Source organism: Intestinimonas sp. HCP28S3_D6 (assembly GCF_052065695.1).
In the GTDB taxonomy this organism is placed as follows: domain Bacteria; phylum Bacillota; class Clostridia; order Oscillospirales; family Oscillospiraceae; genus Intestinimonas.
Genome location: NZ_JBQHTM010000002.1, coordinates 64,531 through 90,525 on the forward strand (window position 1 = coordinate 64,531; position 25,995 = coordinate 90,525).

The following is a 25,995-nucleotide window of genomic DNA, read 5'->3' on the forward strand; positions in this document are numbered from 1 at the left end:
GAAGATGGATAAGAAAATGGTGACTCTGAAGATCAACGACATTTCCGTTACCGTGCCGGAGGGGACCACCGTCCTGGAGGCCGCCCGGAACGCCGGTATCAAGATCCCCTCCCTGTGCTACCTGAAGGGCATCAACGAGATCGGCGCCTGCCGCATCTGCGTGGTGGAGGTCAAGGGGGCCAAGAGCCTGGTGGCCTCCTGCGTCTACCCGGTGAGCGAGGGCATGGAGGTCCAGACCAACACCGAGAAGGTCCGCCACTCCCGCCAGCTCACGTTGGAGCTCATCCTCTCCAACCACCGGATGGACTGCCTCACCTGCGCCCGGAACGCCCACTGCGAGCTCCGGGAGCTGGCCGCCGAGCTGGGCATCGACGCCGTCCGCTACGCCAACGACGAGCTGCTGCCTCGCATCGAGGACTCCGCCCCCCACCTGGTCCGGGACAACTCCAAGTGTGTCCTGTGCCGCCGCTGCACCGCCGTGTGCCGGACCACCCAGGAGGTGGGCGTCATCGGCTGCAACGACCGGGGCTTCGCCACCCACATCGGCTGCGCCTTTGACCGGGACCTCTCCGAGGTGGACTGTGTCTCCTGCGGCCAGTGCATCGTGGCCTGTCCCACCGGCGCCCTCTCCGAGAAGGACGACACCGGCAAGGTGTGGGCCGCCCTCAACGACCCCACCAAGCACGTGGTGGTGGGTCCCGCCCCCTCCGTCCGGGTCACCCTGGGCGAGTGCTTCAAGATGCCCATCGGCACCAACGTGGAGGGCAAGATGGTCACCGCCCTGCGCCGCCTGGGCTTCGACAAGGTCTTCGACGTGGACAACGCCGCCGACTTCACCATCATGGAGGAGGGCACCGAGTTCCTGGAGCGGCTCCAGGAGGGCGGCACCCTGCCCATGATTACCTCCTGCTCTCCCGGGTGGATCCGTTACTGTGAGCAGCACCACCCCGACATGCTGCCCAACCTCTCCACCTGCAAGTCCCCCCAGCAGATGTTCGGCGCCCTGGTGAAGAGCTACTACGCCGAGAAGATGGGCATCGATCCCAAGAACATTGTGGTGGTGTCGGTGATGCCCTGCACCGCCAAGAAGTATGAGGTCCAGCGGGAGGAGCAGCGGATGGCCAACGGCTGCATGCCCGTGGACATCTCCATCACCACCCGGGAGCTCTCCCGCATGATCCAGCGCTCCGGCATTCTCTTCGACCACCTGCCCGACGGGCAGTTCGACCCTATGCTGGGCCTCTCCACCGGCGCCTCCGTCATCTTCGGCGCCTCCGGCGGCGTCATGGAGGCCGCCCTGCGCACCGTGGTAGAGATCCTCACCGGCGGCGAGATGAAGCCCCTGGAGTTCAAGGAGGTCCGCGGCATGAAGGGTATCAAGGAGGCCACCTATGAGCTGCCCGGCCGGACGGTGCGGGTGTGCGCCGCCTCCGGGCTCCACAACGCCAAGCTGGTGCTGGACGGGGTGAAGAACGGCACCATGCAGTATGACTTCATCGAGTTCATGGCCTGCCCCGGCGGGTGCATCAACGGCGGCGGACAGCCCCTCCATCCCGCCGATGTCCGCTCCTTCACCGACATCCCGGCCCTCCGGGCCGCCGCCCTCTACAAGCAGGACGAGAACATGCCCATCCGGAAGAGCCATGAGAACCCGGTGCTCCAGACCGTCTACAAGGACTATCTGGGCAAGCCCGGCGGCCACAAGGCCCATGAGCTCCTCCACTGCACCTATGTGCCCCAGAAGCGCTACCGCACCGAAAACAAATTCTGAGGAGAAAAGGAACCCCCGCCCCGTCGGTGATGCCGGCGGGGCGGGGATTTGTCATCCTTTGGCTTCTTCCATTTCTATTTTGTTCTGTGCAAAAATGCGAAAAGGGCTGATTTAAGCCTTCCCCTGGGGGTCTGACTGTCCGGTGGACAGTCAGAAGAAATGACTTCTTCCTTAGCCCGTGGTGGCATTTGCGAAGCAAATGACGGATGAGGGGGGACTTTAAGCTTGGTTTACGTCTGATTTTCTTTCTGTGAGGTGAAAGGACGGGAGAGACGTTCAAAACCCGTTTCTTTTTCCCTGCTGGAAAAAGAACGGTTTTTGGAATCCAAAGAAAAAGGGGCTCCCGTATGGGTTGAGTGGCTCCAAATAGGAATCCGGCGGCCCGTCTTTACGCCCCCATTGAGCACCAGCACCGTCCACAGGAGACTCCGCCGGCGGAACAGGGGCAAGCTGTGGTCCTATCCCAACTTTTTTCGCCGCCTGCGTGGGTGGGGATTGCGGCGTGGTGGGTGCGAATTACGCCGCGTGGTGTGAGTCGCGGCCATGGGTAGGGGCGACCTGTGGTCGCCCGCTGGTCTCTCTTCTTCTCGATCCGAAATGAAAAGCGGGCGCGCTGCCGGTGGCAGCGCCCGCTTGCGTCTCTGTTTCGTTTTTGCTTCCGTCACCGGGCAGAAGCGTTTGTTTCGTACCCGTTCCGGAGCGATACCAAAGTTCTTTTGGTCCTTTTCTTTCAAGAAAAGGACGAACAAGAAAAAGGATTAGGGCTTTTGAAGGAGGGGAGCGGAGAGGATCTCGTCCTTGCGGTCCAGGAGATCATTGCTCTCCAGGGCGGCGAAGAGGGCGTCCTCGCCGATGCGGTCGATGGCGGCGCCCAGGCGCTCTCTCTGGTAGGCGTTGGCCCGGAACCAGAGCATGGCCTTCTCCATGAGAGGGAAGATCTCATCCTTCTCCACCAGGCGGGGGAAGGCGGAGCCCATGCGGGTGGTCCGGCCCCAGGTGCCACCCACATAGATCTGGAAGCGGACGCCGTCAGGGGTGCGGCGGCCCTCGATGCCGAAGTCGTTCAGGCTGGGCTTGACGCAGCTGTTGGGGCAGCCGCCCACGGCGATCTTGAACTTGTGGGGGAGGGAGACCTTGTCCCAGCCCAGGTAGTACTGCTCGTGGATGGCGCGACACATGGCCTGGGTGTCGTACATGCCAAAGACGCAGGTGGTGCCCTTGCAGGAGATCACCGGGCGGATCTTGGCGCCGGTGCCGCCGAAGCGCAGGCCCCGGGCAGCGGCGAACTCGATGGCCTCGTCGATGCGCTCATAGGGGATGCCGGGCAGCTCCAGGGTCATGCGGACGGTGGGGATCACCTTGCCGTTGCCGAAGCGTGCCGCGATCTCTGCGGTAGCGATGAGCTCCCATGCGGAAAAGACGGTGCCGTTGGGGACGATGCGGCCGGAGAAGAGCTCGGTGCCGCGGTTGCGCAGAAAGCCCAGAGCCTTTACCCGGGCGATGTCTGCCTGTGTCAGTGCCATATGATCTGCCTCCCAAAAATATTGTGGACGTGCCTTGCGGACCTACATTATATGACAGGACCGGGCCGCTGACAAGGGGAACTTTCGCCAAGTCCCTGTCCCGTGGGGCTTTTGAGCCGCAAAATGCCGGCTTTTCTTGCTTTTTTTCCACAGCTGGTGTAAAATGCGTGTACGTCAAGACGACCCAATCTCACAAAGGAGGGCGACCATATGAGCATTCCCTTCGTTCAATACCAGGAGAGCGCCGATTTTATCCGCGCCCGGCTGGGCGGCTTTGTCCCCAAGGTGGCCATGATCCTGGGCTCCGGCCTGGGCTTCCTGGGCGATGTGGTGGAGGACCCCATCCGGGTCCCTTACGGGGAAATCCCCCATTTCAAGGTGTCCACCGCCCCCGGCCACAAGGGCCAGCTGGTCTTCGGCAACCTCCGGGGCCAGAAGGTGGCCGTCATGCAGGGCCGCATGCACCATTACGAGGGCTACTCCTACGAGGAGGTGTCCTACGCTGTCCGGGTGCTGCGGCTGCTGGGCTGCGACACCCTCATCGTCACCAACGCCGCCGGCGGCGTCAACCTGGACTTCAAGGCCGGTGACCTCATGCTCATCACCGACCAGATCAAGATCTTCATGGAGTCCCCCCTCCGGGGGGAGAACCTGCCCGAGTTCGGGCCCCGGTTCCCCGACTCCACCCACCTCTACACCCCCGCCCTCCAGGATCTGGCCCGGAAGGCGGCCGCCGACCTGGGCATCGCCCTCAAAGAGGGCGTCTACATGTACTTCCCCGGCCCCCAGTATGAGACCCCGGCGGAGGTCCGCTTCGCCCGGATCGCCGGGGCCGACGCCGTGGGCATGTCCACCGCCCCGGAGGTCATCACCGCCGGCCACTGCGGCATGCAGGTGCTGGGCTTCACCCTGGTGAGCAATCTGGCCGCCGGTATTCTGGACCAGCCCCTCTCGGAGCAGGAGGTGCTGGACGCCGCCGAGGCCTGCAAGGACAAATTCTCCCGTCTGGTGCTGGAGTGCCTGGGCCGGCTGTGAGCCGTCCCGGCGGAAAGGAGCGCGCTTTTCCATGTCTACCATGATCTACAACGTCACCGCCGTCCTCATGGACCCCCACCACACCGTGCTGCCCAACGCCTACGTGGTGGTGGACGGCCACAAGATCACCGACTTCGGGGCCCAGCGGCCCCAGGGCTTCACGGGCAAGTGCATCGACGGCAAGGGGGGCATCCTCATGCCCGGCCTGGTGAACGCCCACACCCACGTGCCCATGACCGCCATGCGGGGCTACGGCGACGGCAACAACCTCCAGGACTGGCTCAACAACTTCATCTTCCCGGTGGAGGCCAAGTGGGACGACCGGGCCATCCGCTGCTGTGCCGCCCTGGGTCTGGCCGAGATGATCGCCTCCGGCGTCACCTGCATCGCCGACATGTATATGCACACCGACGCCGTCCTCCGAGAGGTGGAGAGCGCCGGCATCAGCGCCAACGTATCCTGCGGCGGCGTCCAGTTTGAGGAGCCCTTTGACCCGGACAAGAACCACGACTGTATCGTCCAGCGGGAGCTCACCGAGAAGTGGCACGGCCGGGACGACGGCCGCATCCAGGTGGACGCCTCCATCCACGGGGAGTACACCTCCCACGCAGGGCTGTGGGACTGGATGGCCCGGTATGCCGCCGACCATGGCCTGGGCATGCACGTCCACCTCTCCGAGACCCAGGCCGAGCACGAGCAGTGCCGGGCCCGCCACGGTGGGAAGACTCCCGCCGCCGTCCTGGCCGAGCACGGCGTCTTTGACGTCAGGGCCATCGCCGCCCACTGCGTCTGGACCACCCCCGAGGACTGGGCCATCCTGACCCGGAAGGGGGTCACCGCCGTCCACAATCCCGTATCCAACCTGAAGCTGGGCTCCGGTGTGGCCCCGGTGGTGGACCTCCGGAAGGCCGGGGTCAACGTGGCCCTGGGCACCGACGGCGTGAGCTCCAACAACTGCACCGATCTCTTCGGGGACATGAAGCTGGCCGCCATTTTGCAGAACGGTGTCCGCCACGACCCCCTGGCCCTCACCGCCTGGGACGCCCTGGAGATGGCCACCGTCAACGGCGGCAAGGCCCTGGGCCGCAAGACCGGCCGCATCGAGAAGGGCTATGAGGCCGACCTCATCCTGCTGGACAGTGAGGCCCTCAACCTCATCCCCTGCCACGACGCCGCCAACAACCTGGCCTACGCCGCCCACGGCTCCAACGTGGTCATGAATATGGCCCGGGGCAAGGTCATATACAAAAACGGGGAGTTCCTCACCATCGACATCGAAAAGGTGAAGAAAGAGGTGGCCGGCTACGCCCTGCCTCTCCTCTTCGGGCGGTAATCCCCATCCTGTCTCCTGTCCATAGACTCATTGCGAAAGGCTGTGCGACCCATTGGGTAATCGTGAAAAGAAAAGCACCTTCTTCGGCGGCGCCGCCATCCTGGCTGCCGGCATCGCCATCGTCAAGCTCATCGGCGCCCTCTACAAGATCCCCCTGGGGAACATCCTGGACGACGAGGGCTTTGGCCATTTCAACAACGCCTACGTCATCTACAACCTGCTGCTGATGATCTCCACTGCGGGATTGCCGGTGGCCCTCTCCAAGAGCATCTCCGAGGCCAGCACCCTTGGAAAGCGCAACCAGGTCCACCGCATCTTCAATGTGGCCCTGGTGACCTTCTTCATCTTGGGTACCATCAGCTTCCTGGTCATGTTCGCCCTGGCCCAGCCCCTGGCCGACCTCCAGGGCGACGGCGCCGCCGTCCAGGCGGTGCGGGCCATTGCCCCGGCCTGCTTCTTCGTCTGCGTCCTCTCCACCTTCCGGGGCTATGCGCAGGGCCATGCCAACATGGTGCCCACGGCGGTGTCCCAGATCATTGAGGCCCTGGGCAAGCTGGTCATCGGCCTGGCTCTGGCCTGGCTGCTGGTGAAGGCGGGCGCCTCCTCTTCGGACGCCGCCGCCGGCGCCATCTTCGGCGTCACCTGCGGCGCCGGCATCTGCCTCATCTACCTCATCGTGGAGCACGTCATGCGCCGCCGCGGCGAGCCCGGCCACCCCACCGATGTGCCCGAGGCGCCCGGCACCATCCTCAAGCGCCTGCTGGTCATCGCCGTGCCCATCACCCTGTGCGCCTCGGTGACCCCCATCACCTCCTGGCTGGACACCGCCCAGGTCCAGAACATCCTCCGGGACGTGATGAATGCCCAGCCCGCCCAGTGGTATGAGGCCCAGAAGCTCATCGATCCCGATGTGGTGGACCCCGTGGTGGCCGCCTACGGCGCCTACCAGAAGGCCATCACCATCTACAACCTGCCCTCCTCCTTCATGGTGGCCATTACCGCCAGCGTCATCCCTGCCATCTCGGCCTGCCGGGCCAGGAGGGACTACCAGGGCGCCGGGCGCATCGCCGAGTCCTCCATGCGGGTGGGCATGCTGCTGGCCCTGCCCGCCGGCATCGGCCTCACCGTGCTCTCCTCCCCCATCATGTACCTGCTCTATTCTGAGTCCGACCACACCATCGCCGACCCCTCTATGATGCTCCTGGGCATCGCCTCCATCTTCGTGTGCGTCATGCTGGTGTGCAACTCGGTGCTCCAGGCCAGTGGCTTTGTGAACCTGCCCATCTTCATCATGATCGCCGGCTGTGCCGCCAAGCTCATCGTCAACAACTTCATGGTCCGCCAGATCGGGGCCGTGGGCGCCGCCGTGGGCACCCTGGTGTGCTACATCATCGTGGCGGTGCTGGAGCTGCTGCTCATCAAGCGGGTCATCCCGTCGCCGCCGGAGTATATCCGGGTCTTTGCCAAGCCTATGGTGGCGGCCGGCATCATGGGCCTCGCCGTGTGGGCGGTCTACGGCCTGGTGAGCCGCCTCTTCGGCAACACCCTGTCCACTATGGCCGCCATCGGTGTGGGCGTGGTGGTATACGCCGTGCTGGTGGTGGTGCTGAAGGCCATCTCCAGGGAGGATCTGTCCCTCATGCCCAAGGGCGACAAGATCGCCAAGCTGCTGCGGCTCTAAAAGCAGGGACCATAAAAAAGAACTTGCAGAAGGGGCGGAAATATGATAGATTTTGAACAGAAACCCAGCTATGACGTATCAGACCTGGTGGAGATCGTCCGTATCCTGCGCGCGCCCGGGGGCTGCCCCTGGGACCGGGAGCAGGACCACAAGTCCATCCGGCGGGATCTGCTGGAGGAGACCTACGAGGTGGCTGAGGCCATCGACGAGGAGAGCCCCGAGCACCTGAAGGAGGAGCTGGGGGACCTGCTGCTCCAGGTGGTGATGCACGCCCGCATGGAGGAGGAGGAAGGCCGGACCGACCTCAACGGGGTGGCCGACGGCATCTGCAAAAAGCTCATCTACCGCCATCCCCACGTGTTTGGGGACGTGACGGTGACCGGCACCGGAGAGGTGCTGGCCAACTGGGATGAGCTGAAGAAGAAGGAAAAGCACCAGGAGACGGCGGCCGACAGCGTGGACGCCGTGGCCCGGAGCCTGCCCGGCCTGTGGCGGGCGGAGAAGATCCAGAAGAAGGCCGCCAAGGTGGGCTTCGACTGGGACAGCGTGGACGGCGCCATGGCCAAGCTGCGGGAGGAGACCGACGAGCTCCAGACCGCCATCGCCGAGGGGAGCAACGTCAGCGAGGAGCTGGGAGACCTGCTGTTCGCGGCGGTGAACGTGGCCCGCTTTGTAAAGGTGGACCCGGAAACTGCCATGACGGCGGCCTGCGACAAGTTCGCCCGGCGCTTCCGGGCGGTGGAAGAGGCCGCCCGGGCCCAGGGGAAGGAGCTCTCGTCCATGACCTTGGCCGAGATGGACGCCCTCTGGGACGCCGTCAAACAGCAAGAGGCTTAAACGCCCGTACCGGCGCCCGACGCCGGAGCCCGCGGGCTTTGAGTAAATACAACGGTTGGAATGGGAACACTAGATCCGATCACATCACTTAGGAGGAGTATCGCAAATGAATAAAGCTGAACTGATCAACGCCGCTGCCGAGAAGGCCGGCCTGTCCAAGAAGGACACCGAAGCTGCCGTGAACGCCGCCATCGACGCCATCGTGGAGAGCCTGGTCAACGAGGACAAGGTGCAGCTGGTGGGCTTCGGCGCCTTTGAGGTGAAGAAGCGCGCTGAGCGCATCGGCCGCAACCCCAAGACCAAGGAGAGCATCAAGATCCCCGCCTCCAAGGTCCCCGTCTTCAAGCCCGGCAAGGCTCTGAAGGACGCCGTCTCCAAGTAAGGACTGTTTTCGGCAATCAAGAGATCCCAGGCGGCTCCGGTTCTCCGGAGCCGCTTTTCAACACCCGGCGGCAGCCGGGGAAAGGAGCGAACATAATATGCGTTTGGACAAATGGCTCAAGGTCTCCCGCCTCATCAAGCGGCGGACGGTGGCCAATGAGGCCTGTGACAATGAGCGGGTGAGTGTGAACGGCCGGCCGGTGCGGGCCTCCTATGAGGTGAAGCCCGGCGACGTGGTGGAGCTCCGCTTCGGTGAGCGGGTGACCCGGATTGAGGTCCTCACCGTGGCCGAGAACGTGGGCAAGAACGACGCCGCCGCCATGTACCGGGAACTGGGCTGAGAGAAGGGTGCGGCATGGTCGATTTTTTGGTGAAGAAATTTATCTCCCGGCCCGATGACTGGGAGGACCCGGATATCCGGCAGCGCTATGGGCTGCTCACCGGCGGGGTGGGGATCTTCCTCAACCTGCTCCTCTCACTGGGGAAGTTTTTGGCCGGCCTCATCACCGGCTCCATCGCCATCACTGCCGACGCCTTCAATAACCTCTCCGACGCCGGCTCCTCTGTGGTCACTCTGGTGGGCTTCCACATGGCGGCCAAGAAGGCCGATGAGGACCACCCCTTTGGCCACGGACGTATCGAGTACATCTCGGGCCTCATCGTGGCCGCCGCCATCTTGCTGGTGGGAGTGGAGCTGGCCAAGAGCTCCCTGGAGAAGATCCTCCACCCGGAGGACATCACCCTCTCCTGGGTGTCTGTGGGCATCCTGTGCGCCGCCATCCTGGTGAAGCTGTGGATGTTCTACTTCAACCGGACCCTGGGCAAGCGTATCGACTCGGCGGCCATGTGCGCCACCGCCGCCGACTCCCTCTCCGACGTTGCGGCCACCTCGGCGGTGTTGCTGGGCACTCTGGTGGGCGGCTTCACCGGCCTCCACATTGACGGCTGGGTGGGCATCCTGGTGGCCATCTTTATTCTACGGGCGGGCTGGGGGGCGGCCAAGGACACCCTGGACCCCCTGCTGGGCCAGAACCCCGACCCCACCCTGGTCCATGCCATCGAGAAGACGGTGATGGCCCATGAGCTGGTCACCGGCATCCACGACCTCATCATCCACGACTACGGCCCGGGCCGGAGCATGCTCTCCCTCCACGCCGAGGTGCCCATGGACGCCGACATGCTGGCCGTCCACGACGTCATCGACGACATTGAGCGGGAGCTGAAGGAGAAGTTCCATATCGAGGCGGTGATCCATATGGACCCCATCGCCACCAAGGACCCCCTGACCAACGAGCTGAAGGCCAAGGTTGCCGGGCTGGTCCGGGAGATCGACCCGGATATGACCATCCATGACTTCCGCATGACCCAGGGCCCCCATCACCAGAATCTGATCTTCGACGTGGTGGTGCCCCACAGCTGCGACCTCAGCGACGAAGAGGTCAAATCCCGCATCGCCGGGCGCATGGGGGAGCTGCCCGGCGGGCCCTACTTCCCCGTGGTCAGCGTGGACCGCTCCTACGCCGAGTGAGGGGACGGCTTTTACAAAAAATTCACCCTTCCGCCGGGGAATGGGCTATAATGACCATAAGAGACTGCCGCCGGCAGAGGCCGGCGGCGCAATGCCATGAGAAGAAAGGTGGAGGTCCCTATGCCCACAAAGGTGCTCATCGTGGAGGACGACGGCAACATCGCGGAGCTGCTGCACCTCTATTTGGAAAAAGAGGGCTTTGATACCCAGGTGGCCGCCGACGGCGGGAAGGGCGTGGAGCTCTTTCGGTCCTTCCGGCCCGACCTGGTGCTGCTGGACATCATGCTGCCCGTGATGGACGGCTGGTCGGTGCTCAAGAAGATCCGGGAGGGGGACAAGACCCCCGTCATTATGCTCACCGCCAAGGGCGAGCTCAGCGATAAGGTCCAGGGTCTGGAGGGGGGCGCCGACGATTACATTGTCAAACCCTTCGAGATGAAGGAGGTCCTGGCCCGCATCCACGCCGTCCTCCGGCGCTACGGCGCCGAGGAGGGCAGCGGGGAGAAGAAGCTCACCTTCGACAAGTTGGTCATCAACCTGGATTCCTACGAGCTGCTGGTGGACGGCAAGCGGGTGGACACGCCCCCCAAGGAGCTGGAGCTCCTCTACCACCTGGCGGCCTCCCCCAACCGGGTTTTTACCCGCAATCAGCTGCTGGACGAAGTGTGGGGCTTTGACTACTTCGGCGACTCCCGGACCGTAGATGTCCACATCAAGCGCCTGCGGGAGAAGCTGGAGGGGGTCAGCGACCAGTGGAGCCTCAAGACTGTGTGGGGCGTGGGCTACAAGTTTGAGGTCCTCACCCCGGAGAACACCTGAACCCGCAGAAGAAAGGGGGCGCCCTGCCCTTGAAAAGCCTCTATCAGCGACAATTCCTCATCATGGCCGGGGTGATACTGGTGTCCTTTGCCATGCTGGGCTCGGCCTTTATCACGCTCTCCTACCGCTACACCGTCAGCGAGCGGCAGAAGTCTATCCGCAACAACGCCCGGTATATTGCCAGCGTCCTGAGCGACGAGGTGGGCATCGACAGCGAGCAGGGGGGCTTCTACCTGGGCACTGACCGGTTCCAGCCGGCGGTGGAGGCGGTGGTGTCGGTAACGGGGGCCACCGTGCTCCTCAGCAGCCAGAATGGTCAGATCCTCTACGCCGCCGGCAACGCCGGTGAGCTGGCCGACCTCACCCAGATGCAGCTGCCCGCCAATGTGGTCCAGAGCATCCAGGCCACCGGCTCCTTTGAGGCCATGACCACCCTGGGTGGCACCTTCCCGGAGCAGCGCTATGTGGCCGGTGTCCCCTTCCGGCTGGACTACATGGGCCAGGAGGTCATGGCCGGCATGGTCTTTGTGGCCGCCGAGTCGGCCAGCATCACCGAGATCTGGCGGGCCTTTGCCTCCATCTTCCTCTTCACCTCTGTGGTGGTCATGCTCATCGCCTTCATCACCACCTCGGTGACCTCCCTGAAGATGACCCGGCCCCTCAAGGACATGGCCGAGGCGGTGCGGAAGTTCGGCCACGGGGAGTACGACACTCGGGTGGACTGCAACGGCCGGTGTGACGAGGTGGGGGAGCTGGCCGAGGCCTTCAACGCCATGGCCGACTCCATCGCCCAGGCCGAGGCCAAGCGCAGTGAGTTTGTGGCCAACATCTCCCACGAGCTCAAGACCCCCATGACTACCATCGCCGGTTTTGCCGACGGCATTCTGGACGGCACCATTCCCCCCGAGCGGGAAAAGGAATACCTGAAGGTCATCTCCTCCGAGACCCGGCGGCTCTCCCGGCTGGTGCGCAAGATGCTGGACCTGAGCCGTCTCCAGTCCAGTGAGCGGGTCACCGCCCAGGAGCAGTTCGACGTCTCCGAGGTCATGCTCCGGGTGCTGGTGAGCCTGGAGACCAAGATCAACGACAGGCACCTGGATGTGGACACCCAGCTCCCCGACGACCCCGTGCAGGTGTGGGGCGACCCCGACGCCATCACCCAGGTGTGCTACAACCTGCTGGACAACGCCATCAAATTCTCCTACCCCGAGACCACCCTGGGCATCTCGGTGGTGCCCCGGGCGGGGAAGGCCTACGTGTCCGTCCGCAACCACGGCGACACCATTCCCCCGGAGGAAATCCCCCTGGTGTTCGACCGCTTCCACAAGACCGACCGCTCCCGCAGCGAGGACCGGGACGGTGTGGGCCTGGGGCTGTATATCGTCAAGACCATCCTCAACAGCCACAAAGAAAATATCACCGTGACCAGCGAGGACGGCCTGACGGAATTTACCTTCACACTGACCCTGGCGTGATCGCCCGGAGAGGAGGGACCTATGTACCACTACTACTATGACGGACCCGACGGAGGGCGGCCCACCGCCGGCCCGGCCACCCAGGCCACGGAGGAACCCGTCAGGGATCTGCCGGCGGGGCCGGAGCCTGAGCCGGTCCCGGAGCCGCCGGAGAAGCGGCGGCCCCGCAAGTGCCGCTCCGAGCGAGGCGCCGCGGCGGTGCTGTTGGGCCTCACCCTGGTGCTGGGGGGACTGGCGGTGGCCCTGGCCATCCAGGCCCGGCCCTTGGATATCAGCGCCATGGCTCCGGCAGAGGGCTATATGGAAAACACGCAGACGGTTGCGGTGGACCTGGAGCTGCAGCGTTACCCCAACGGGGATGGCACCACCCTGACCCTGAGCGACCGGCCAGAGACGGCACCTCTCTCCTTCCAGGAGATCTACCAGCAGGTGAGCCCCTCGGTGGTCTCCATCACTGCCCTGCTGCCCATGGGCTCCTCCCAGGGCACCGGTGTGGTCATGACCGCCGACGGCTACATCATCACCAACGCCCATGTCATTGAGGGGGCTTTCCGGGCCGATGTGTCCCTGGAGGACGGCCGGAGCTTTGAGGCCAAGCTGGTGGGCAGCGATGAAAGCACCGATCTGGCGGTGCTGAAGGTGGAGGCCGACGACCTGACCCCCGCTGTCTTTGGCGACTCTGACCAGATGGTGGTGGGGGACACGGTGGTGGCCATCGGAAACCCCATGGGGGAGCAGCTCCGTGGCACCATGACCGACGGCATCCTGTCCGCCATCAACCGGGATATGGAGGTGGACGGCAACACCATGACCCTCCTCCAGACCACCGCCGCCCTCAACACCGGCAACTCCGGCGGCGCTCTGGTCAACGACCAGGGGCAGGTCATCGGCATCACCAACATGAAGCTCATCTCCAACGTCTCCGACAACACCCTGGAGGGCCTGGGCTTTGCCATCCCCACCACCACCGTGAAGCCGGTGGTGGACGCCCTCATCGCCGAGGGCGTGGTCACCGGCCGGCCCACCCTGGGGGTCACCGTCCGGGCCATGTACGACTTTGAGCAGGAGGAGTACGGTGTGGACCAGGGCCTTCTGGTGGTAAGCGTCGCCGCCGGCTCCGACGCCAAAGGCAAACTGGAGGCGGGGGATATTCTCCTCTCCGCCAACAGCGTCCCACTGCACACCAACGACGACCTGCTGGCCATCCGGGATGAACTTCAGGCGGGGGACGCCATCGACTTTGAGGTCCGCCGGGGGGAGGACACCCTCACCGTGGCAGTGGAGCTGATGGAGCAGTACCAGTTGGAGGGATAACGCCCGGGTAGGCACCTTTTCCCGGCAGCATACAGATTTTGACGGACGGAAAGAGCCCGTTGCAGGACCCCAAGGGCTCTGCAGCGGGCTTTTTTGCCGTTTTTTGCCTCACAAACGAGAAAGAAAGGGGAAGATGAGGGATGAGACGATGGCAGATACAGCCTCTGGCATTGGCACTGCTGACGATGATCCTCATGACCGCCTGCGCCCCGGCTGCGGAGACCGGTGTGGAAGCGGATCTCAACGCCCTGACGGGGTCGGACTGTGCCGGCCGCCTGGCCGGCACGGCGGGAAATCAGGCGGCGGCGGACTATATCGCCGGGCAGTTCCAGGCGCTGGGACTCCAGCCCCTGGACGGCCTGGAGGACTACTTCCAGCCCTACGAGCAGGAGACCTTCGACCCGTACCAGCAGACCCAGTGCCTCACCGCCCATTTCGCTGACGGAAGTACCAGGGAGTACCGCTCCGGGGCGGATTTCTACCCTCTGGCGGTACAGGGGGAGCTGGACCTGGAGGGGGAGCTCCGGCCCGCCGCCGAGGAGGAGAATGTTTTGGAGATCCTGGGCCCCGACGGAGCGGTGGTGGGGCAGATCATCTGCGCCCTGGGCGCCACCGCCACCCTCTACCCGGCGGAGGCCATGGGCACCAGCATCCGGGTACCGGAGGGGCTCTTTGAGGAGCTGAGCGGCGGTACCTACATTCAGGTCCAGGGTGCCCTGGAGACCCGGGAGAGCACCCTCTCCAACGTCGTCGGCGTCTATCCAGGCAAGTCCCGGGACGCGGCCATCCTGGTCACCGCCCACTTTGACCATGTGGGCGGCTATGGGGACGTGGTCTATCCCGGGGCCATGGACAACGCTTCTGGCGTGGCCGTTCTGCTCCAGACCGCCAGAGCCCTCACCGAGGGGAAGATCGAGACTCCCTGTGACGTGGTGTTCTGCGCCTTCAACGGGGAGGACATGGGGTTGAAGGGGAGTGCCGCCTTCTGCGAAGAGGAGCTCCCTTATCGGGCGGTGAACGGCGTCAACTTGGATACCCTGGGGGCGAAGGGGGCGGAAGCGCTGGAGGTGAGCGACACCGACACCGCCATGGCGGAGCAGATGGTCGAGGCCCTGGCCCGGGCCGGCCTGAGCGGCTCCGTGGTGCAGGTGGGGAACAGCGACCACGCCGCCCTCCTCCGAAGCCAGATCCCCGCCATCTCCCTGGGTGAGGCAGTGGAGCACTATGAGGGGATCATACACACGCCGGCAGACACGGTGGACAACCTGGACCCGGAGCGGCTGGAGCAGATTGCGGAGGGTGTGGTGTCCTACCTGACGGAGGCGCGGCTGGTCTCCTGGGAGGAGCGCTCGGAGGAAGAGGAGGAGCAGGCCCGGCGGGAGCTCTGGAACGCGGCCGGCCAGGAGGGCGCCCTGCTCTATGCCCGGGAACAGCCGGGGCCGGGCGAGATGGTGGTGTTCCAGGTGGGCCAGGAGCGGTTCGGCTACTGGCAGGACGGACCTGAGGACGACCTGGAGGTGGTCCGGGCGCGGTATGAACGGCTTGACATCCCGGCGGAGAAGAACGGCTTTACCTTCGTGGAAGGAGGGTGGCCGTATACGGTGGAGAACGTCAGCCTGATCCAGGAGGACGCGGGGTATACGGACGACCTGGTGCAGAAACGGACCGGAATGCAGGGGGACAGCGAATTCTACCTGCGGTACGCCGACCAACAGGGGATCGTGCTGGAGGCCCGGATCTCCCTGACGGAGCCGTGGGCCTTTTCCCTGGAGGGCTACCTGGAAGGCTACGAGGTGGAGACCACGGCGGACCAGCGGCTCCGTCTGCTGCGCCATGAGGGAGGAGCCCCCGCCGGCGCCTTCTGGTATGGGGAGGGCGATCCCTACGCCTATTACCTCTCCTGCGTGACGGAGGAGGGCTATGAGACCTATTCACTGGAGACCCTGGGCCAGCTGCTCCAGAGCGAACTGACCGCCGCCGGTTGAACTGTTAGTAGAATAAAGGAGCCGCTCCGCCATCGGCGGAGCGGCTCCTTCGGTATGGATCTGTCGCTTAGTCCAGCTTCAGGTCTCCTTCCTTGATCCAGCCGATTTTTCGGAAGAAGAGGCCGAAGGCCCAGCACAGCACGGCGGGGAGGACAAAGGAGATGAGGATGAGGCCCGCCCAGTCGAAGGCTGAGGGGGCGATGGCCAGCGCCCCGTTGGCGATGGCCTGCTCGCTGGGGGAGACCCAGCCCGTCCACACCCCCAGCTGTCCGCACAGGCCGCAGGTGCCCATGCCGGAGTTGATGGGAGCGCCGTTCATCTCCAGGCCGAAGAAGCAGGTGGCCAGGGGGCCGGTGATGGCGGAGGTGAGGATGGCGGGGAGCCAGATCCTTGGGTTTTTGACGATGTTGGGCATCTGGAGCATGGAGGTGCCGATGCCCTGGCTCACCAGGCCGCCCCAGCCGTTTTCCCGGAAGGAGAGGACGGCGAAGCCCACCATGTTGGCGCAGCAGCCCGCCACGGCGGCGCCGCCGGCCAGGCCGGTGAGACCCAGCACCGAGCAGATGGCCGCCGAGGAGATAGGCAGGGTAAGGGCGATGCCCACCAGCACGGAGACCAGAATACCCATCCAGAAGGGTTGGAGAAGGGTGGTGCGCATGATGAGCTGGCCGAAGGCGTTGGCCGCGCCGCCGATGGGGGGAGCGATGATCCAGGCGGCGCCGATGCCGATGAGGATGGTGACAATGGGGGTGACCAGAATGTCGATCTTTGTCTCCTTGCTCACCGCCTTGCCGAACTCGGCGGCGATGATGGCCACAAAGAGGACGGCCAGCGGTCCACCAGCCCCGCCCAGGGCGTTGCAGGCGTAGCCCACCGTCACCAGGGAGAAGAGAACCATGGGGGGCGCCTGGAGGGCGTAGCCGATGGCCACCGCCATGGCCGAGCCGCTCATGAAGGAGCACAGCCCGCCCACGGTGTAGCCCACGTCGTTGATCTTGATGATCTGGGCCGTCAGAAAGGGGATGCCGAACTGGGTCCCCAGGGTGTTCAGGATGGTGCCGATGAGCAGGGAACAAAAGAGGCCCTGGGCCATGGCGCCCAAGGCGTCGATCCCATAGCGCCGGGCCGAGATCACAATGTTTTTCCGCTGGAGGAAGCCTTTCAAACCTTCCATATCCTCGCCAGCTCCTTCTCTCTATAATGTCTGGATAGGTGTCTTGACACATAGACAGTATTATAACGGCCCAGGCGGAAAAGTCAAGGATTTTTCCGCCTGGGCCTTTGTTCACGTCCATCAGGTAAATAGGATGCCGGCCTCTTTGAGGGCCTGGGTCACTCGGCGGTAGGCCCCCTCGTCGGGGCAGCGCAGGGTGTGCAGATGGATGCCGCCGGTGAGGTCGGACAGGGGTTTGGCCCCATAAGCCTCTACCGCCCGTATAAACTCCGACACATCATACCGGCTGGAAAGGTCCAGCTGGCCCACCAGCTGCCCGTAGACCTGGTGCTCCACGATGACGTTGACCACGGTGCAGCCGTTGTCCACCATGATGTTGAGCTCTCTGGCCATGTCCTCCGGGGTGGTGTGGCGGCAGGCCACTGTCCGCAGCTCCCCGGTGGCGCTGCGGTCCAGTACATAGCCCCGGGGAGTGGCGGTGATGCGCTCCCCCGCCGCCCGGAGGAGGGCGATGTCCCCCACGATGATCTGACGGCTCACCGACAGGGTGTGGGCCAGGGCGGTGGCGCTCACCGCCCGGTCGGCCTCCTCCAGCAGCCTCATGAGTCTTTCACGGCGTACACCGGCGTTCATATGCTCCCTCCGTTCCTCAGACATAGCCCAACAGCCCTCGTACCGACACCTCGCCGGCGGTCACCGTCCGCTCACTGCCGTCGGGCAGGCGGCACACCAGGGAGAAGTCGTCGTCCACCCCTTGGGCGAAGGCGGGCTCCCGGCCGCCCCCCGGCCCCACCAGGGCCACCTCATGTCCTGTGGTGACGCACCGGCGGCGGTACTCGGCCAGATATTCGTTTTTCCCCTGGGGAAAGGCGGCGTACATCTCGTCCAGGGCGGCGAGCAGATGGACGGCCAGCTCCGCCCGGCGCACCGGCCGCCCCAGAGCCTGGGTGAGGGAGGTGGCGATGGAGGAGAGGTCGGGGCCGAAGTCGGCCTCGGTCTGGCCCACGTTGACGCCGATCCCCACCACCACGGCCACTGCCGCGGCGCTCTCAGCCTCGAATTCCAGTTCGGTGAGGATGCCGCAGAGCTTTTTGCCGTCCAGAATGATGTCGTTGGTCCACTTGATGCCGCACTCCAGGCCGCAGGAGGCCTCAATGGCCCGGCACACCGCCACCGCCGTCCAGGCGGTGAGCTGGCTCAGGGCATCCAGGGGCACCCGGGGCCGGAGGAGGACGGAACAGAAGAGCCCCTTCCCCTTCAGGGACTGAAAGGCGTTGCCCCGGCGGCCCCGGCCTGCCGTCTGCTCGTCGGAGAGGACGGCCAGACCCTCGGCCACCCCATCGGCGGCCCGGCGCTTGACCTCGCTGTTGGTGGAGTCCACCGTGTCCAGGCACACCACCTCCCGGCCCACCAGGCGGCCGGAGAGGGCGGCGGTCAGCTCCCCGGCGCGCAGGTCGTCGGGGGCGGCGGAGAGACGGTAGCCCCGGTTGGGGGCGGAGACGATCTCATACCCCGCCCGGCGCAGGGCCTCCACCGCCTTCCATACCGCCGCCCGGCTCACCCCCAGACGGCGGCTCATCTCCTCCCCGGAGCGGTAGGCCTCCGGCTCGGAGCGCAGCAGGGCCAAAATTTCATCCTGAAGCATGGATCCACTTCCTTTCTTACCCATTATACCCCCCACGGGCCTGATGGTCAACCAGATAGAAAAAAGGGTTTACAAACCGGCGGGGATGTGGTATCGTAAACCGGACGTCAAAAATAGTTTACAATTGGAGCGAGAGATCATGAGAGATCAGACCAGGATGCTGGTCCTGGCCGCCCTCTTCGCCGTGGTGACGGCGGCGGCCAACTTTATCAAAATTCCCGTTGGCGTGGTTCCCATTACCCTTCTCTTTTTCGCCACCGCCCTCTCCGGCGTGCTGCTGGGGCCCAAGTGGGGGGCGGTGTCCCAGGTGGTGTACGTGGTTCTGGGCCTGGTGGGCCTGCCCATCTTCACTGGCGGCGGCGGACTGGGCTACGTGCTCCAGCCCAGCTTCGGCTTTCTGCTGGGCCTTATCCCCGCCGCCTGGGTCATCGGCATGGTGAGCCGGGGGGAGGCGGGGCCGGTCCGGGTGGCTCTGGCCGCCCTGGCCGGGCTGGGGACCCTCTACCTGGTGGGTCTGCCCTACCTGTGGTTCATCCTCAACGTGTACCTGGGCAAGGCCATGGCCCTTCCCGCCCTTTTGTGGAGCGGCATGCTTATCTTCCTCCCCGGAGACTTTTTGAAGATTGCCGGCGTTACCGCCCTCTACCGGCCCCTGCGCCGGGCACTGGGGCGGCGCTGAGGGGGCATATCCCACCCACATATCCCATATATTGGTAGCAAAACCGGGAAAGGCGGGAAGGGTATGCAATATGAGGAGAAGCGGCCGCGGCAGGAGGCGGCAGACCACCACGTGATCCTGGAGGGGAGGGCCTCCCTCTCGGTGTCGGGGGTGGAGGAGGTGGAGAGCTTTGACGAGAACGCCATCGTCATGCGCACCTCCCTGGGGACCCTGGTGGTGCGTGGGGAGGAGCTCCATATCGAAAAGCTGAGCCTGGACGGGGGCGACCTGCGGGTAGAGGGGATGGTGGACTCCCTCACCTATGAAGATGACGGCGGTCCCCGGGCGGGCTTCCTGGCCCGGCTGTTCCGGTAGCCGGCCATGGGCATCGATCTGGCGGACCAGGTCCGGACCTTCCTGGGGGCGGCGGCCCTCGGGGGGTGTCTGGGCCTGGTCTACGACGTTTTCCGGGTCCTGCGGCGGCGCCTCCGCCTCCCCCTGGTGGGCGCCCTGCTGGACCTGGGCTTCTGGGTCCTGGTCACGGTGGGCCTCTTCTGCTACGCCACCGCCGCCGGCGGCGGCGAGGTGCGCATCTATATGGCGGTAGCCCTCTTCCTGGGGGCGCTGCTTTATTTTCTGCTGCTCAGTCCGCCTGCGCTGTTTGTGGTGGGACTGGCCGCCGATGGAGCGGCCCTGCTGCTGCGTCTGATCCTCCTACCGGTGGACCAGGTTGTACGGCTTGGGAAAAAAATTCAGAATTTCGCAAAAAAATACTTCCATTATCGGCGAGAATGGTATAAACTTAACCTGATACCCGGAGAGATGGACGACCTTACCCGTTCCAGAGACGGGAGATGGGAGGGGAGAGACCATGCCAAAGACCAAGAAAGCCGGACTGCTCACCAAGCTGGTGATTCTGGCCTTGCTCATCTATCTGGCCACGTCTCTGCTCAACCTGCAGAGCCGGATCCGTCAGACCCAGGCCGAGCGGGACACCCTGAGCCGTCAGGTGGCCGAGCAGACCCAGGTCAACGCCGATCTGGCCGAGGACGTGGCCAATCCCGACGATCCCGACCGGATCGCCGACATCGCCAGGGATAAACTAGGCCTGGTGGTACCCGGAGAGAAGGTCATCGTCATCACCAACTGACGGGCCGTCTGTTCAGAGAGAGACCGGGTGAAAATTCAAGGAGGATCATGGAAGTAGTATGGAGTTTGGTGTAGGTTCTATTGTAGAAGGAAAAGTGACAGGCATCACGAAGTTCGGCGCCTTCGTGTCGCTGCCCGGCGGTCGGTCGGGTCTGGTGCATATCTCCGAGATCGCCTATACTTACGTGAATGACGTAAAGGATCATCTCACGGAGGGACAGGAGGTCAAGGTCAAGGTCATCGGCATCGATGACAACAACCGCATCAATCTGTCCATCAAGAAGGCCATGGATCCCCCGCCCCGGCCCCAGCGGACCGGTGGACCGGGCGCCCCCCGTCAGGGCGGTGCACCCCGGAGCGGCGGTTTCGGCGGCCCCCGTCAGGGTGGCGGACGCCAGGGCGGCTTCAGCCGTCAGCCCAGTGAGCCGGAGACCTTTGAGGAGCGGCTCAAGCATTTCATGCAGGCCTCGGACAGCAAGCTCTCCGAGATGAAGTATACTGAAAAGCGCAGCAGCCGCCGGGGCGGCGGCCGCCGGTAAGGCGACCGGTCCGCAGACGGCAGTTCTGCCATGGATCTGACAGGGCGCGGTCTTACGACCGCGCCCTGTTTTGCGTGATACACAAAAAAGAGAGAGGACGGCGAATCTATGCTCATTCAAAACGGTGTGGTCCACCCCATGGACGCTCCGGTGATCCCCAACGGCTATGTGCTGCTGGAGGGGAGCAAGATCAAGGCGGTGGGCCCCATGGAGGAGTGTCCCAAGGACTGGACGGGCCCGGTGCTGGACGCGGCGGGGGGACATATCGTCCCCGGCTTCGTGGACGCCCACTGCCACCTGGGGATGTGCGGGGACGGCCTGGGCTTTGAGTCGGAGGACGACAACGAGTCCACCGACCCCTGCACCCCCCACCTCCGGGCCCTGGACGGCCTCAATCCCATGGACCGCTGCTTCCGGGAGGCCCGGGAGGCGGGGGTGACCACGGTGCTCACCGGCCCGGGCAGCGGCAACCCCATCAATGGCCAGGGCCTGGTGGTCAAGACGGTGGGCCGGTGGGCCGAGGAGATGGTGGTGCGGGAGCCGGCCTCCCTGAAGCTGGCCCTGGGGGAGAACCCCAAATCGGTCTATAACGAGCGGAAGGAGACCCCCATCACCCGCATGGGCACCGCCGCCATCATCCGGGCGGAGTGCTCCAAGGCCCTGGAATACATGGACAAGCAGAACAAGGCCGACGCCGAGGAGGACACCGATCCCCCCGACTTCGACCCCAAGCTGGAGGCCATGCTCCCGGCTCTGCGGGGGGAGGTCCCTGTCCACATCCACGCCCACCGGGCTGACGACATTGCAACGGCAGTACGGCTGGCCCGGGAGTTCGGGCTGAAGCTGGTGGTGGTCCACGGCACCGAGGCCCACCTCCTCCCTGAACTACTGGTCAGGGAGCACATTCCCGTCATCACCGGGCCCATCCTCACCGACCGGAGCAAGCCGGAGCTGGTCAACAGCACCCCTGAGAACCCGGCTCTCCTGGCAAAGGCGGGGGTGGAGATCGCCATCTGCACCGACCACCCCGTCATCCCCATACAGCACCTCACCCTCTGCGCCGCCGTGGCCGCCCGCAGCGGCCTGGAGCCCGAGGAGGCTCTGAAGGCCATCACCCTCAATGGGGCCAGACTGGCAGGGGTGGCCGACCGGGTGGGCTCTCTCACCCCGGGGAAGGACGCCGACGTGGTGGTGACCGACCGCCATCCCCTGGACTGGATGAGCAGGGTAGAGTATGTCTTGATCGACGGTGTGCAGGTAAAGTGAGAAGACCTGACAAAATGACGGAACACCTTTTACGTAATTTGTGAAAAATTCATAAATTGTGAGTGACTTTTCCGTGGAGGGCTGTTATAATAAAGATGTCAGAAATGGGAAGTTCCACGATCTGACGAGCACAGCCCCCACCGGGGCGAAAGAAGGAGCTGAATCGCATGAAGTTCGTATTTACAGACAAGAAGGTTACTCTGCCCGCGTCCGTCCACGCCTACGCCGAGAAAAAGGTGGGAAAGATGGACCGCTACTTCAAAAATGAAGGGGAGGCCTCCGTCGTCTTTAGTGTAGAAAAGGACCGGAACGTCTGCGAGATCACGGTCCGCTCCGGCAGCATGATCCTCCGCGCCTCTGAGAGCACCTCTGATATGCGTGCCTCCATCGATGCCTGCGTCTCCGGTATGGAGCGCCAGATCCGCAAAAACAAGGCCCGGCTGGAAAAACGCCTGCGCACCGACGCCTTCGAGCGGTCGGTGGACGCCTCTGAGATCTCCGACTTCGCCCCCGAGGAGGAGGAGTCCGAGTTCAAGATCGTCCGCACCAAGCGTTTCCCCATCAAGCACATGACGGTGGATGAGGCCATCCTCCAGATGAACCTGGTGGATCACACCTTCTTCGCCTTCAAGAACGCCGACGCCGACGGCGCTTTCTCCGTGGTGTACCGGCGCAACGACGGCGGCTACGGCCTCATTGAGGACGATACCTGATCCCAAATGTCACGGGGCGGCCGGGAGGCCGCCCCGTCAGGAAAGAAGGACGCCGGCCGGCGTCCTTTTTTCCTGACGCGCACACTTGAAAGGAAAGGAATGTTTCCCATGAATGTATTCATCAGTGCCGATATTGAGGGCACCTGCGGCATCACCGACTGGTCGGAGACCGAGCGTTCCACCATGGACGACTACCGCCCCTTCCAGAAGCAGATGACCCGGGAGGTCAAGGCGGCCTGCAAGGGCGCGCTGGAGGGAGGAGCCAAAGGCATCCTCCTCAAGGACGCCCACGACTCCGCCCGGAATATCGACGTCTCCGCCCTCCCCAAGGAGGTCCACATCCTCCGGGGCTGGACCGGCGACCTCCTCTCCATGATGTCCGGCCTGGACACCGACGATTTTGGGGCGGTCCTCTTCACCGGCTACCACGCCTGGGCCTCCTGCCCCGGCAACCCGCTCTCCCACACCATGAACCTGCGCAATGAGCACGTCCTGCTCAACGGCGTCCTGGCCAGCGAGTTCCTCATCAATACCTACACCGCCGGGTACTACGGCGTGCCCGTGGCCTTCCTCTCCGGTGACCAGGACCTGTGCGACTTCGCCAAGGAGCTCATTCCCGAGATGGTCACCGTGCCGGTGAACAAGGGCGTGGGCGGCGGCGTGCTGTCCATCCACCCAGACCTGGCGGTGGAGCGCATCCGCTCCGGAGCCAAGGAGGCGGTGGAGAAGGCCCACAAGTGTAAGGTGCCCATGCCCGACCACTTTGACAGTCAGATCCGCTTCCGGGAGCACAAGCTGGCCTACTCCAAGAGCTTCTACCCCGGCGCCACCCTGGAGGAGGGCAAGACGGTGTGCTTCTCCACCGACGACTGGTATGAGATGCTCCGGTTCTACCACTTCGTGCTCAGCGACGGCTGAGCCGCCGGAAGGAGGGACCATATGCCACAGCAGAACGACCAGAGCCTGCGCCTGGCGGTGCTCATCGACGCCGACAACGCCTCCCGCACCGCCATGCGGGACGTGATGGCCGAGATCGCCGTCTACGGCACCCCCACGGTGAAGCGGATCTACGGGGACTGGACCACCCCCAACATGGCCTCCTGGAAGCCCATCCTGCTGGAGAACGCCATCACCCCCATCCAGCAGTACAGCTACACCACCGGCAAAAACGCCACCGACTCGGCCATGATCATCGACGCCATGGACATCCTGTATACCGGCAGCTGCGATGGCTTCGTGCTGGTGTCCAGCGACTCTGACTTTACCCGTCTGGCCACCCGGCTCCGGGAGGCGGGGAAGAAGGTCATCGGCATGGGGGAGAAGAAGACCCCGAATCCCTTTATCGTGGCCTGCGACAAGTTCATCTATATTGAGGTCATCCGGGCGGAGGCCAAGGCCGCCCTGGCCACGGCGGAGCAGGAGGTGGCGGCCCAGGCGGCGGAGAGTGCTTCAGCACCTGCCAAGACCGAGCCGGAGCCCCCCAAGACGGAGACCGCCAAGGGTGGCAAGAATGGCCGGAAAAAGACGGCGGAGCCCGCCCCGGCGCCTGCCTCCGAGCCGGAACCGGAGCCCCAGCCCGCCCCGGCGCCCGCCCAGAAGAAGGTGCCCAAGGAGGTGGTCCACCTCATCGCCGACGCCATGGACATGATCGCCGACGAGGACGGCTACGCCTTCATGGGGGAGCTGGGCAACCTGCTCATCCGGCAGCAGCCCGACTTCGATCCCCGGAACTACGGTTTTTCCAAGCTGACCCAGCTCATCAAGAGCATCGACCGCTTTGAAGTGGATGTGCGGCAGACCAGCAATCCGCATACGAAGCACATCTACCTGAGAGATAAGAAGCGGAAATAAGACGCAACGCCCCTCCGGGCTGGCTTGACCAGCCCGGAGGGGCGTTTTTGTGCGGTAGGGCAGGCGCGCCGGGGCGTCGCGCCCCACAGACAAAGGAAGAGGTAATAGTGAAGAGTGAAGAGGGACGGAGCTGAGCCCCCCAATAGAAGAAATATCGGGCAGCGCCATCACGCTGCGATAACCACCTACGCAGGCGGCGAAAAAATGTTGGATAGGACCACGGCTTGTCCCTGTTCCAACCAGGTAGTCTACCGTAGACGGGGCTGGTGCTCAATGGGGGCGTAAAGACGGGCCGCCGGATTCCTATTTGGAGCCACCTAACCCCCTTGGGAGCCCCTTTTTTTGGATTGCAAAAACCGTTCTTTTTCCAGCAGGGAAAAAGAAACGGGTTTTGTCGTCCTCGCAAAGTCCGCACCGTTGCATCCTCACAAGTTTCACATCCCTCGCCCTGCCCTTGTGGGCAGGTCTCGCTCGTTCCACTGTTCGTTCTTTCCCCACAAGGCTGGTCAGCCTTGTGGGGTTTCCCCGGCTGTCGGGCATTTCTCACTCCGCTCCCTTGCTCGTCCTCTCCCCACGCGACCCGCTGCGCTGGGCTCGCGCGGGGGCCCCATTTTTGTATGTGGTTTGGCGCGCCTGGGAAACCATGCCCCACAAAGAGCGCAAGGCCGCAGGGCCATCAACCTTCCCCCTTTCAGGGGGAAGGTTTTATGAGCGCGCCCGGTTCGGATGGAGGGCCTCCTCAGGTCCAGGTCTTCCACACCTCGGGGCAGTAGCCCACGGTGGCCTGCTTCCCGTTGCGGACGATGGGGGTGCGGAGGAGCCTGGGGTCCTCCAGCAGCTTTTCCAGCTTGTCCTCGTCGTAGGCCAGGTAGGTCACCAGGGCGGCGTCAGCGGCCTTGGGGTCCAGCAGGGCCTCCAGCCCCACCGCGTTCTTCACGCTGGTGAGCTCGCCGCGGCTGATGCCGTACTTCAGAAGGTCGATGGCCTGAAATTTCACGCCCCGCTCCTTGAAATACCGCTGGGCCTTCTTGGTGTCAAAGCACTTGTTTTTGCCAAAGATCTGGATGTTCACGGTTTATGCCTCCTCGCCCAGATAAGTGAAGCGGGGGCCGGAATAGCCCTCCCGCTCCACGTGCTCCCCCCACATGGCGGCGGGGCGGACCCATATGCCCCGCTCCCCGTAGAGGGCCTGGTAGACCACCATGGGCTCCAGGGTCTCGGAGTGGCGGGCGGTGTAGAGCACCCGGTACTCCTTCCCCTTGAAGTGGCGGTAACGGCCGGGCCGGATCTCCTCCATGCAGACAGCTCCTCTCAAAAG

26 protein-coding genes and 1 pseudogene are annotated in these 25,995 nt (G+C 64.3%); 21 read left to right on the top strand and 6 right to left on the bottom strand.

The features are described from left to right. Nucleotides 1-4: 4 nt before the first annotated feature. Complete coding sequence (locus ACTNBK_RS01315; protein ID WP_441142930.1) at nt 5-1,771, top strand: NADH-dependent [FeFe] hydrogenase, group A6; 1,767 nt, start codon at nt 5-7, stop codon at nt 1,769-1,771. Nucleotides 1,772-2,529: 758 nt separating this feature from the next. Here the strand turns inward: ACTNBK_RS01315 and ACTNBK_RS01320 are convergent. Beyond that, nucleotides 2,530-3,294: a (4Fe-4S)-binding protein gene (locus ACTNBK_RS01320; RefSeq protein ID WP_441142932.1), complete on the bottom strand. Its 765-nt coding sequence runs from the start codon at nt 3,292-3,294 to the stop codon at nt 2,530-2,532. Nucleotides 3,295-3,504: 210 nt separating this feature from the next. On the opposite strand from ACTNBK_RS01320, the gene ACTNBK_RS01325 reads away from it, so the two are divergent. The 11 genes from ACTNBK_RS01325 to ACTNBK_RS01375 all read left to right on the top strand — a co-directional run bounded on the left by ACTNBK_RS01325 (nt 3,505) and on the right by ACTNBK_RS01375 (nt 15,682). Next, complete coding sequence (locus ACTNBK_RS01325) at nt 3,505-4,329, top strand: purine-nucleoside phosphorylase (RefSeq protein WP_441142934.1); 825 nt, start codon at nt 3,505-3,507, stop codon at nt 4,327-4,329. A gap of 31 nt (nt 4,330-4,360) precedes the next feature. Next, on the top strand, nt 4,361-5,662 hold the full coding sequence (locus ACTNBK_RS01330; RefSeq protein WP_441142935.1) for an amidohydrolase family protein: 1,302 nt from the start codon (nt 4,361-4,363) through the stop codon (nt 5,660-5,662). A gap of 52 nt (nt 5,663-5,714) precedes the next feature. Then, nucleotides 5,715-7,343: a putative polysaccharide biosynthesis protein gene (locus ACTNBK_RS01335; RefSeq protein WP_441142937.1), complete on the top strand. Its 1,629-nt coding sequence runs from the start codon at nt 5,715-5,717 to the stop codon at nt 7,341-7,343. 42 nt (nt 7,344-7,385) lie between these two features. Further along, on the top strand, nt 7,386-8,180 hold the full coding sequence (gene mazG, locus ACTNBK_RS01340) for a nucleoside triphosphate pyrophosphohydrolase (RefSeq protein ID WP_441142939.1): 795 nt from the start codon (nt 7,386-7,388) through the stop codon (nt 8,178-8,180). A gap of 106 nt (nt 8,181-8,286) precedes the next feature. Next, nucleotides 8,287-8,562, top strand: coding sequence for an HU family DNA-binding protein (locus ACTNBK_RS01345; RefSeq protein ID WP_294515374.1), 276 nt, complete (start codon nt 8,287-8,289; stop codon nt 8,560-8,562). 97 nt (nt 8,563-8,659) lie between these two features. Next, entirely contained in the window at nt 8,660-8,902 is a 243-nt protein-coding gene (locus tag ACTNBK_RS01350; protein ID WP_441142942.1) for an RNA-binding S4 domain-containing protein, read from the top strand. Nucleotides 8,903-8,916: 14 nt separating this feature from the next. Then, the gene (locus tag ACTNBK_RS01355) at nt 8,917-10,089 is read left to right on the top strand and encodes a cation diffusion facilitator family transporter (protein ID WP_441142944.1); all 1,173 of its coding nucleotides are present in this window, start codon (nt 8,917-8,919) and stop codon (nt 10,087-10,089) included. A gap of 120 nt (nt 10,090-10,209) precedes the next feature. Then, nucleotides 10,210-10,908: a response regulator transcription factor gene (locus ACTNBK_RS01360; protein WP_441142946.1), complete on the top strand. Its 699-nt coding sequence runs from the start codon at nt 10,210-10,212 to the stop codon at nt 10,906-10,908. Between the two features lie 29 nt (nt 10,909-10,937). After that, nucleotides 10,938-12,383 (top strand): ATP-binding protein, encoded by a 1,446-nt coding sequence (locus tag ACTNBK_RS01365; protein WP_441142948.1) that lies wholly within the window; start codon nt 10,938-10,940, stop codon nt 12,381-12,383. A gap of 21 nt (nt 12,384-12,404) precedes the next feature. Continuing rightward, nucleotides 12,405-13,697 carry a S1C family serine protease gene (locus tag ACTNBK_RS01370; RefSeq protein ID WP_441142950.1) on the top strand — a complete coding sequence of 431 codons (1,293 nt, stop codon included), beginning with the start codon at nt 12,405-12,407 and terminating at the stop codon, nt 13,695-13,697. Between the two features lie 140 nt (nt 13,698-13,837). Then, the gene (locus tag ACTNBK_RS01375; RefSeq protein ID WP_441142952.1) at nt 13,838-15,682 is read left to right on the top strand and encodes a M28 family metallopeptidase; all 1,845 of its coding nucleotides are present in this window, start codon (nt 13,838-13,840) and stop codon (nt 15,680-15,682) included. 67 nt (nt 15,683-15,749) lie between these two features. Here the strand turns inward: ACTNBK_RS01375 and ACTNBK_RS01380 are convergent, their stop codons facing one another. The 3 genes from ACTNBK_RS01380 to ACTNBK_RS01390 all read right to left on the bottom strand — a co-directional run bounded on the left by ACTNBK_RS01380 (nt 15,750) and on the right by ACTNBK_RS01390 (nt 18,501). Next, nucleotides 15,750-16,856 (bottom strand): PTS transporter subunit IIC, encoded by a 1,107-nt coding sequence (locus ACTNBK_RS01380; RefSeq protein WP_441142954.1) that lies wholly within the window; start codon nt 16,854-16,856, stop codon nt 15,750-15,752. 120 nt (nt 16,857-16,976) lie between these two features. Then, the gene (locus ACTNBK_RS01385) at nt 16,977-17,489 is read right to left on the bottom strand and encodes a transcription repressor NadR (RefSeq protein WP_441142956.1); all 513 of its coding nucleotides are present in this window, start codon (nt 17,487-17,489) and stop codon (nt 16,977-16,979) included. Nucleotides 17,490-17,505: 16 nt separating this feature from the next. After that, nucleotides 17,506-18,501 (bottom strand): biotin--[acetyl-CoA-carboxylase] ligase, encoded by a 996-nt coding sequence (locus tag ACTNBK_RS01390; protein ID WP_441142958.1) that lies wholly within the window; start codon nt 18,499-18,501, stop codon nt 17,506-17,508. A gap of 139 nt (nt 18,502-18,640) precedes the next feature. On the opposite strand from ACTNBK_RS01390, the gene ACTNBK_RS01395 reads away from it, so the two are divergent. The 9 genes and pseudogenes from ACTNBK_RS01395 (at nt 18,641) to ACTNBK_RS01435 (ending at nt 24,677) form a co-directional block, all read left to right on the top strand. Further along, complete coding sequence (locus ACTNBK_RS01395) at nt 18,641-19,180, top strand: biotin transporter BioY (protein ID WP_441142960.1); 540 nt, start codon at nt 18,641-18,643, stop codon at nt 19,178-19,180. A gap of 63 nt (nt 19,181-19,243) precedes the next feature. Next, nucleotides 19,244-19,534, top strand: a complete 291-nt coding sequence (yabP, locus tag ACTNBK_RS01400; RefSeq protein WP_130848281.1) for a sporulation protein YabP — start codon at nt 19,244-19,246, stop codon at nt 19,532-19,534. Nucleotides 19,535-19,540: 6 nt separating this feature from the next. Beyond that, nucleotides 19,541-19,798 (top strand): annotated as a pseudogene (gene yabQ, locus ACTNBK_RS01405) (spore cortex biosynthesis protein YabQ); the annotation flags it as partial. A gap of 232 nt (nt 19,799-20,030) precedes the next feature. Continuing rightward, nucleotides 20,031-20,309 (top strand): cell division protein FtsL, encoded by a 279-nt coding sequence (ftsL, locus tag ACTNBK_RS01410; protein WP_294515640.1) that lies wholly within the window; start codon nt 20,031-20,033, stop codon nt 20,307-20,309. Between the two features lie 58 nt (nt 20,310-20,367). Further along, nucleotides 20,368-20,847, top strand: a complete 480-nt coding sequence (locus ACTNBK_RS01415) for a S1 RNA-binding domain-containing protein (protein WP_130848279.1) — start codon at nt 20,368-20,370, stop codon at nt 20,845-20,847. 108 nt (nt 20,848-20,955) lie between these two features. After that, a complete protein-coding gene (locus ACTNBK_RS01420) occupies nt 20,956-22,113 on the top strand; it encodes an amidohydrolase (protein ID WP_441142963.1) in 1,158 nt (385 codons plus the stop codon). A 167-nt stretch (nt 22,114-22,280) separates the two neighbouring features. Beyond that, a complete protein-coding gene (gene hpf, locus ACTNBK_RS01425) occupies nt 22,281-22,826 on the top strand; it encodes a ribosome hibernation-promoting factor, HPF/YfiA family (protein ID WP_441142965.1) in 546 nt (181 codons plus the stop codon). Nucleotides 22,827-22,934: 108 nt separating this feature from the next. Beyond that, the gene (locus ACTNBK_RS01430) at nt 22,935-23,744 is read left to right on the top strand and encodes a M55 family metallopeptidase (protein WP_441142967.1); all 810 of its coding nucleotides are present in this window, start codon (nt 22,935-22,937) and stop codon (nt 23,742-23,744) included. A 21-nt stretch (nt 23,745-23,765) separates the two neighbouring features. Continuing rightward, the gene (locus ACTNBK_RS01435; RefSeq protein WP_441142969.1) at nt 23,766-24,677 is read left to right on the top strand and encodes an NYN domain-containing protein; all 912 of its coding nucleotides are present in this window, start codon (nt 23,766-23,768) and stop codon (nt 24,675-24,677) included. Between the two features lie 739 nt (nt 24,678-25,416). On the opposite strand, the gene ACTNBK_RS01440 is transcribed toward ACTNBK_RS01435, so the two are convergent. After that, on the bottom strand, nt 25,417-25,749 hold the full coding sequence (locus ACTNBK_RS01440; RefSeq protein ID WP_441142970.1) for an arsenate reductase family protein: 333 nt from the start codon (nt 25,747-25,749) through the stop codon (nt 25,417-25,419). 3 nt (nt 25,750-25,752) lie between these two features. Further along, on the bottom strand, nt 25,753-25,974 hold the full coding sequence (locus tag ACTNBK_RS01445) for a DUF1653 domain-containing protein (RefSeq protein WP_441142972.1): 222 nt from the start codon (nt 25,972-25,974) through the stop codon (nt 25,753-25,755). Between the last annotated feature and the right edge of the window lie 21 nt (nt 25,975-25,995).

Excerpts from the sequence above, each read along its gene's own strand:
- ACTNBK_RS01315 (WP_441142930.1), top strand. The coding sequence starts at position 5 with ATGGATAAGAAAATGGTGACTCTGAAGATCAACGACATTTCCGTTACC.
- ACTNBK_RS01320 (WP_441142932.1), bottom strand. The coding sequence starts at position 3,294 with ATGGCACTGACACAGGCAGACATCGCCCGGGTAAAGGCTCTGGGCTTT.
- ACTNBK_RS01325 (WP_441142934.1), top strand. The coding sequence starts at position 3,505 with ATGAGCATTCCCTTCGTTCAATACCAGGAGAGCGCCGATTTTATCCGC.
- ACTNBK_RS01330 (WP_441142935.1), top strand. The coding sequence starts at position 4,361 with ATGTCTACCATGATCTACAACGTCACCGCCGTCCTCATGGACCCCCAC.
- mazG (WP_441142939.1), top strand. The coding sequence starts at position 7,386 with ATGATAGATTTTGAACAGAAACCCAGCTATGACGTATCAGACCTGGTG.
- ACTNBK_RS01345 (WP_294515374.1), top strand. The coding sequence starts at position 8,287 with ATGAATAAAGCTGAACTGATCAACGCCGCTGCCGAGAAGGCCGGCCTG.
- ACTNBK_RS01350 (WP_441142942.1), top strand. The coding sequence starts at position 8,660 with ATGCGTTTGGACAAATGGCTCAAGGTCTCCCGCCTCATCAAGCGGCGG.
- ACTNBK_RS01355 (WP_441142944.1), top strand. The coding sequence starts at position 8,917 with ATGGTCGATTTTTTGGTGAAGAAATTTATCTCCCGGCCCGATGACTGG.
- ACTNBK_RS01360 (WP_441142946.1), top strand. The coding sequence starts at position 10,210 with ATGCCCACAAAGGTGCTCATCGTGGAGGACGACGGCAACATCGCGGAG.
- ACTNBK_RS01370 (WP_441142950.1), top strand. The coding sequence starts at position 12,405 with ATGTACCACTACTACTATGACGGACCCGACGGAGGGCGGCCCACCGCC.
- ACTNBK_RS01375 (WP_441142952.1), top strand. The coding sequence starts at position 13,838 with ATGAGACGATGGCAGATACAGCCTCTGGCATTGGCACTGCTGACGATG.
- ACTNBK_RS01380 (WP_441142954.1), bottom strand. The coding sequence starts at position 16,856 with ATGGAAGGTTTGAAAGGCTTCCTCCAGCGGAAAAACATTGTGATCTCG.
- ACTNBK_RS01385 (WP_441142956.1), bottom strand. The coding sequence starts at position 17,489 with ATGAACGCCGGTGTACGCCGTGAAAGACTCATGAGGCTGCTGGAGGAG.
- ACTNBK_RS01390 (WP_441142958.1), bottom strand. The coding sequence starts at position 18,501 with ATGCTTCAGGATGAAATTTTGGCCCTGCTGCGCTCCGAGCCGGAGGCC.
- ACTNBK_RS01395 (WP_441142960.1), top strand. The coding sequence starts at position 18,641 with ATGAGAGATCAGACCAGGATGCTGGTCCTGGCCGCCCTCTTCGCCGTG.
- yabP (WP_130848281.1), top strand. The coding sequence starts at position 19,244 with ATGCAATATGAGGAGAAGCGGCCGCGGCAGGAGGCGGCAGACCACCAC.
- ftsL (WP_294515640.1), top strand. The coding sequence starts at position 20,031 with ATGCCAAAGACCAAGAAAGCCGGACTGCTCACCAAGCTGGTGATTCTG.
- ACTNBK_RS01415 (WP_130848279.1), top strand. The coding sequence starts at position 20,368 with ATGGAGTTTGGTGTAGGTTCTATTGTAGAAGGAAAAGTGACAGGCATC.
- ACTNBK_RS01420 (WP_441142963.1), top strand. The coding sequence starts at position 20,956 with ATGCTCATTCAAAACGGTGTGGTCCACCCCATGGACGCTCCGGTGATC.
- hpf (WP_441142965.1), top strand. The coding sequence starts at position 22,281 with ATGAAGTTCGTATTTACAGACAAGAAGGTTACTCTGCCCGCGTCCGTC.
- ACTNBK_RS01430 (WP_441142967.1), top strand. The coding sequence starts at position 22,935 with ATGAATGTATTCATCAGTGCCGATATTGAGGGCACCTGCGGCATCACC.
- ACTNBK_RS01435 (WP_441142969.1), top strand. The coding sequence starts at position 23,766 with ATGCCACAGCAGAACGACCAGAGCCTGCGCCTGGCGGTGCTCATCGAC.
- ACTNBK_RS01445 (WP_441142972.1), bottom strand. The coding sequence starts at position 25,974 with ATGGAGGAGATCCGGCCCGGCCGTTACCGCCACTTCAAGGGGAAGGAG.